This window comes from Bradyrhizobium acaciae (genome assembly GCF_020889785.1).
GTDB lineage: Bacteria > Pseudomonadota > Alphaproteobacteria > Rhizobiales > Xanthobacteraceae > Bradyrhizobium > Bradyrhizobium acaciae.
The window spans coordinates 1-5,710 of record NZ_JACMYK010000244.1; the positions used below are offsets into that span (position 1 = coordinate 1).

Below are 5,710 nucleotides of genomic sequence, written 5' to 3' on the forward strand. Positions count from 1 at the left end.
CGCCCATCCCGGCCGTGATCCCGATCGTCCGGGCCCCCGACGACCCCGGGGTCGACGAGGACGGCCCGGTCGACGAATTTGCGGAACAAATCGGTCCGCCCAAGGCCCAGACGGGCGGTTGGCGCGGATTTCTGTCACGTTTGGGAAGCTGATTAGCGGTTGGATGACGGTCGTGCGGTTCAATAACCGCGTTTTCCTTGCCAAGGCGGCCGCTGCCCGATATCAGGTGGCACGCGTTTCAGGCAACCGCCGAACGCTGCGTCTGGTCCGCCGCAATAGCTCAGTTGGTAGAGCACGTCATTCGTAATGACGGGGTCACAGGTTCGAGTCCTGTTTGCGGCACCACCACTCAAAACATCCTCAGAATTGGTCTGGTCGGCTGCTCCTGCAACTCGGCCGGAACCTGGATTGGTGCGCCGCACAGTCCGCCCATGATCGCAATCGCGACCGGGACGCCGCGCAATCCCACGCGAGATCGACGAGGACGAAGACGTCGCCGAGTGCGCGATGCGGCCAGGGCGAACGCTCCAGGCGTCGTGGATATGCACGATTACGGTGAACCTCGGGTCAGCGCAGTCCGAGCCAATCATTGGTGAGAATAGGACACAACTTAGAGCGGAATTACCGCTGCGAGTGTTCGCTGGTTGTGCGCGCTCGCGCGGGAGGCTAGTTACTGAAATACGATTGCGAGGGATTGCGTTGCGACACAAGGATCATGACGGCGAGCTGCAACGACAGTTTGCTTTCCTGAAGGAGTTCCAGCGCGCCCACGGCCGCCCGCTGCGCGTGCTGCATATCGGCAACATCGCGAACAACGCCTACAACAATGCCTTGATTCAGCGTCGCTTTGGAATCGAAGCGGACGTCATTTGCTATAACTACTATCACGTCATGGGTTGCCCGGAATGGGAGGCTGCAAGCTTCGACGGCAAGGTCGACAACATGTTCCCGGACTGGTGGGCCACCGGGTTGGGCGGTTGGCGGCGACCGGACTGGTTCGTGCAAGGCTCCGTTCTCGAATGCCTCTCTTATCTCCGTGCGAAGAACGTCGGCGACAGCGGAGCCGCAGCATTTTTCTGGACGCTGCTGCAGGCAAGATACTGGGAGATCCTTGATGGCGTCGCTTCCGCAGAGGGCCGAGTCCGTCCACCGATGCCGGAGCATCTTGCCGACACGATCTCGATTGCGCACGAGTTTCTGGATTTCCAGCTAAGCAAGTCATCCAGAATTTCGCAACCGCTCGATCAGCCGGCTATCGTCCCGCCGGGGACGACCGTAGAGGCCGCACTCTCCCCCAGTGCGCCGGCCTCATCAAAGGCGACCCCGCACGATCCGCAGACCGAGCAAAGCCGATCTCTCGCCAATCCCGAAGGACCAGGCCGCTTCATCTCAATCTATCGCTCCTTTCTGACGAAATACGTATTCGTTCATTTGCAGCGTGAGGCGGAAAGCGGATCGGTCGCCGGGTCGAGTCTGCCCGTCGCGATCTGGCGAAGTCAGCGACGCAGCCGCGGCTTGCCGCGTTTTGGGTTCGAGTTTCCTGCCGATGTCTTCACGATGCCGAATCTTGACGCCGCGACGCAGGCTGCAAGCGATAGCAATGGAAGACCAAGGCGCTTCATATCGATCTATCGCTCCCTTCTAACCAAATATGTATTTGCTCATTTGCGGCGTGAGGCGGAAACCGGAGTTGTTGCCGGGTCGAGCATGGCGGTCGCGATTTGGCGAAGCCAGAGACGCAGCCGCGGCTTGCCGCGTTTTGGTTTCGAGTTTCCAGCTGATGTCTTCACGATCCCGGGCCGTGTCGCCGTGACGCCGGCTGCATGCGAAAGCGCGGCCGCTGACGTCGTTCCATCTGACGTGGTTTCATCCGACGTCGGTTCGTCGAGCATTCCCGTGGTGACCCACCCGGACATCGCCGACCGCCCGGAGTTTCGCTACTTCGAAAAATACGGCAAGGGAGAGGATCGACGCGCGTCGCAACGTGCGGTGCTTCTTGGTGACCTGTTGCGACAGTTTGCGGATTATCCGGCACAAGCCCTGGTCTCTGTCGATGCCTTCGCATCCGCCATTGCCAATGAATTCGCTGACGTGCTGGAGCAATATGACGTCATTCAGGGCTATTCGATCGACGGGTTCATTCCATTCATCAACGGATTCAAGAATTACGCGTGTTACGAACACGGCACGTTGCGGGAAATGCCTTTTGAGAAAAGCTACAACGGCATTCTGTGTTCGGCGGCGTACAAGAACGCAGCCTTCTCGTTCGTGACCAACTCGGATGTGCTGCCGTCGGTGAAACGGTTGGAATTGAAGAGGGAGCGCACCGTTTACCTCCCACATGCCTTCGACGATGAAAAAATCTCAAACTTTTGGGCAGAACACAGGGTCCTGAAGCGGGACTCCAACGTCACCACATTCTTTAGCCCGACGCGCCATCACTGGCACGCAGCACCCGTTTCAATGCAGAAGGGCAATGATCTTTTTCTGAGGGCGGCAGCGCAGGTTGCGCAGACCGATCGCGATTTTCGTATTATCCTGGTCGAATGGGGCGTCGACGTTCACCGAAGCAAGGAACTCATTCAGGAGCTTCGAATCGAAGATATGGTTTCGTGGATACCGTCGTTGAACAAGGCGGAGCTGCGACAGCTTTACTGCTCGAGCGAGGTCGTCGTCGATCAGTTCAGGATACCGGCGATGGGCGGAGTTACCTTTGAGGCAATGGCGCTCGGACGCCGCGTCATAACCAATCTTGACGAAACCCAGTCAGCGGAGTTCTTCGGAGCGGCGCCGCCCTGCCTGGTCGCCGACAGCATCGAGTCCTGCGCTGCCCGCATTTCCGAGATTCTCGCCGATCCGCGGGACGACGATGGCCGCGGCGATGCCGCGCGCCGCTGGTTCGAGAAATGCCATTCCGCGCAGCGCGTCGTCGCACTTCAATTGGCCGCCTATCGAGAGATCTGCGCCGCCTAGATCCGCGCGCCGCACAGTCCGCTCATGATCGCAAGCGCGATCAGTCCGGCGGCCGCGAGCCCGGTTGCCCAGATCCGGTTGGCGACCGCCGTCGCCACGCCGTGTGCGATCAGGACGCCGCGCAATCCAGAAGCCAGATGGGTGAGGACGAAGAAGACGCCGAGCGCGTAGTGCGGCACCAGCCGAATGCTCCAGGCATCGTGGATCAGGCCGGTCGGTGCTCCGGATGCCCAGGCCCAATTGGTGTCGAGGTGGTGCACGGCGCGCGCCGAAACGAATGCTGAATTCAGATGGGTGACGATGAACGCCGCGAGGTACATACCGGACCCGATCTGAAACACACGGAATGCATCCGCCGGCAGCGCGCTCCAACGCCAGGCGAGCCGCATGCCGACGGCGACCTGGAACAGCATCAAGGCAACGAGGATGGGCTCGATCACGGACGATCGATAGACCGTGCGGCCGACCTTCATCACGGCGGCATGCACCTCAGGTCCAAGCAGCCCCAGCAGATGATTGGTGAGGTGAAACGCGACGTAGAGCAGAATCACGGCCGCGGCCACCCCGTGCACGACGCGCCATCCGGCGATGGATGGCGCAATCGCGGCTGATTTCGCCGGCCGTTCCTGCTCGCTGCCGAGCAGCACGTAGAGACCAGCGGCGAGCCAGCCCATGACCCATACGAGCTCGTCGCTGACATGGATGTGCAGCAGTCCGAGGCCGACGCCGGTCAGCACGAATAATGGCGGCGCGGCAATGGTGATGTAAGCGAGCCGTCGCGCGCGCAGTTCGAACGGCGACGGTGCTGCCCTGGTGAGCCGCCAGGCGCAGGCGAGGCCCAGCAACGGCGCGGCCGTCGCGGCGAACAGACAGAGCGCCGCGAGCACCAGCCGCGCAGTCGACATCTCTCCGCTCGTTGGAGAAACGGCGAGATGAAATGCATCGAGCAGGAACGGATAAGCCATCGCTCCCGCCGCCGGGGTCAGCCAGCGGAGCTTTTCGGCGGACGTATTGTCGCCGGTCCGAATGCGACCTTGTTCAATTGCGCTCACTGAGTTCTCCGGAGTTCAGGCATCCTGCGCAGAGGAGAGGGTCAAACCGACGAGTCTATTCCCAAGCTCTCGCCCAAGTGCTCGCCAAGTCCTCTCTCAAGTCCTCATCGGAGGCTCGGCACACAGGCCTGTGCAGGAGACACTGGCGTGCGCAGGCAAGTGGCGTTGCGCCGATGTCTCAAGGCGCGTGACCGTACAGCAATACGGGCTCGCCTACAGGACCAAGTTCCAACAATCTGACTGGACCAAGCCACCCCGCTGGTAATCTGCCGTCCTGCTGGCGTGAGGCGTCTCACACAAGTGAGTGCTTGTCCGCGCTAGCCTCCCGCCACCAACGGGAGAACAACAATGCGCAAACTCATCCTGATCATTGTGACGGCTTTGACTTCCGCTTCCGCGCAGGCGGGCGAACGAAGCCTGTCGTTGGGCGGGGCCGGGGGCTTGCAGGCAGCAGCGTCGAATTCGGTTACGACGGCAGGCAAGGGTGCCGATGCGCCGGTGGCGCCCGCCGCCGAGTCGCCTAGATATGTCGAGCGAGCAGCGCCGGTGGCCGCGCCAGCATCGCAGCCGGCCGTGCAACAGGCCAATGTCCAGCCGTCAGTGCAGCCGGACGCAAGGCCGGCGCCGGAGCAGCGGACGACTTGGCACAGGCCGAGCCACCACCGCCACGCACGACGCTGGACCGAAGGCCGCATCATCGGCGAGCTGCATCGCCACGGGATTTACTGGTAGCCCGGCACCTGCCGGCTACTTTGCATGGGGTTGTTTTCGATATTTTGGTGAGAGCCGCAGCCGCCTGGCGAGACGAAGGTCGCTGCGATCAGAAAACGAAAGCGCCCCTGGATCGGATCCAGGGGCGCTTTGGATTGAGCGTGTTCGATGCGTTGGCTGGGTTACTCGGCGATCGTCTGCACGACGTTGCCGATCGGCCGGCCCGATGCGACCGGCTTCTCGGTCTTCGCCATCATCGCGTCGTATTCCGGCAGCGTCTCGATCTGGGTCTTGGCCTTCATCCAGACCACCTTGTAGCCGCCCGCCTTCAGCTTGCGCAGCAGCGTCGGCAGCGCCTGCGCCGTGTGCTTCTGCAGATCGTGCATCAGGATGATGCCCTTGTGCTCCTTGTCGAGCTTGGTCATCACGTTGTTGATGACCTCGTCGGAGCTCTTGGACTTGAAGTCGTTGGAATCGACGTCGACCGAGAACATCGCGATGTTGCGGGTGCCGAGATAGGCCGTCGTCGCCGGCGTGTGGGCCAGTGCCGGGAAGCGGAAGAACGGGGCGGGGTTGGCCCCCAGCGCCAGCTTCACCGCGCTAAAGCCTTTCTCGATCTCGTCCTTGGCCTGCTGCTCGGTGAGCTTCTTGCTCGCCAGATGCGCATGCGACCAGGTGTGCGCGCCGATGGTGTGGCCGGCGGCAGCGACCTGGCGGAGGATATCCGGGTGATAGGTGGTGTGCAGGCCGATCGGGAAGAACACCGCCTTGGTGCACTCGTCGGCCAGCGCCTTGAGCACGGCGGGCGTGGTCGGCCACGGACCGTCGTCGAAGGTCAGCACGACCTCATGGTCGGTCAGGAAGTCATACTGCTTGTACTGCAGGAAGCCGAAGCCCGGGCCGCCCGTGGTGTCGACCACGACGGTGCGGCTGATGCCGAGCGCATCGGGATTGTTGCATTTGGGCGCGGCCGG

At 62.0% G+C, this 5,710-nt stretch carries 4 protein-coding genes and 1 tRNA gene; 3 read left to right on the plus strand and 2 right to left on the minus strand.

All coding sequences use genetic code 11. The features are described from left to right. Window positions 1-269 precede the first annotated feature (269 nt). Window positions 270-345 (plus strand) — tRNA-Thr (locus tag H8A92_RS39340). A 354-nt stretch (window positions 346-699) separates the two neighbouring features. Then, entirely contained in the window at window positions 700-2,973 is a 2,274-nt protein-coding gene (locus H8A92_RS39345) for a glycosyltransferase (protein WP_229200637.1), read from the plus strand. Here the strand turns inward: H8A92_RS39345 and H8A92_RS39350 are convergent. Further along, on the minus strand, window positions 2,970-4,025 hold the full coding sequence (locus tag H8A92_RS39350) for a hypothetical protein (RefSeq protein ID WP_229200638.1): 1,056 nt from the start codon (window positions 4,023-4,025) through the stop codon (window positions 2,970-2,972). The genes H8A92_RS39345 and H8A92_RS39350 overlap by 4 nt on opposite strands. 348 nt (window positions 4,026-4,373) lie before the next feature. On the opposite strand from H8A92_RS39350, the gene H8A92_RS39355 reads away from it, so the two are divergent. Continuing rightward, window positions 4,374-4,757 carry a hypothetical protein gene (locus H8A92_RS39355; protein WP_229200639.1) on the plus strand — a complete coding sequence of 128 codons (384 nt, stop codon included), beginning with the start codon at window positions 4,374-4,376 and terminating at the stop codon, window positions 4,755-4,757. Window positions 4,758-4,918: 161 nt separating this feature from the next. On the opposite strand, the gene H8A92_RS39360 is transcribed toward H8A92_RS39355, so the two are convergent. Then, the coding region (locus H8A92_RS39360) for a polysaccharide deacetylase family protein (protein WP_229200640.1) at window positions 4,919-5,710 on the minus strand (792 nt) is incomplete at its 5' end.